We start from the raw sequence: 498 nt of genomic DNA, 5'->3' as shown, positions 1-498 counted from the left end.
CCGGCGATCATGCCGGGACAGACTATCACGATCACGTACTCCGTGACGGTGAAGGATCCGGACACGGGGGACAAGGTCCTGGCCAACACGGTGGTCACACCTCCGGGGGCGAGCAACTGCCCCACCGGCTCCGCGGATCCCGCCTGCACGGTGACGACCCCGGTGCGTTCGTACACCGTCGGCAAGTCCGCAGCGCCTGCGGCCGTGCTGCAGGGCGGCGTGGTGACCTACACGGTGACCGTGACGAACACCGGCACCGCCGCCTACGCGGCGACGGGTGCTGACTCGGCTTCGTTCAGCGATGCGCTGGCGGGAGTGACCGACGACGGCGCCTATGTCGCCGGATCGGCCACCGCGACGGCGGGCACCGTGTCGGAGAACGGCGGAACGCTGAGCTGGTCGGGCCCGCTCGCGGTCGCGCCGGCTCCGGGATCGACGGCGACCATCACCTACCAGGTGAAGGTCGACGCGACCGACACGGGCGACCTGTCGTTGACC

The 498-nt window shown here is 70.3% G+C and carries 1 protein-coding gene; it reads left to right on the top strand.

All coding sequences use genetic code 11. From position 1 onward, the window contains the following. On the top strand, positions 1–498 hold a 498-nt coding region (locus SB717_RS33570), incomplete at both ends, for a DUF7927 domain-containing protein (RefSeq protein ID WP_410907125.1).

The organism is Priestia sp. SIMBA_032, from assembly GCF_046535215.1.
In the GTDB taxonomy this organism is placed as follows: Bacteria; Bacillota; Bacilli; order Bacillales; family Bacillaceae_H; genus Priestia; species Priestia aryabhattai.
Note: the sequence above shows the minus strand (reverse complement) of the source record. Positions and strands in the feature narration are given on the sequence as shown.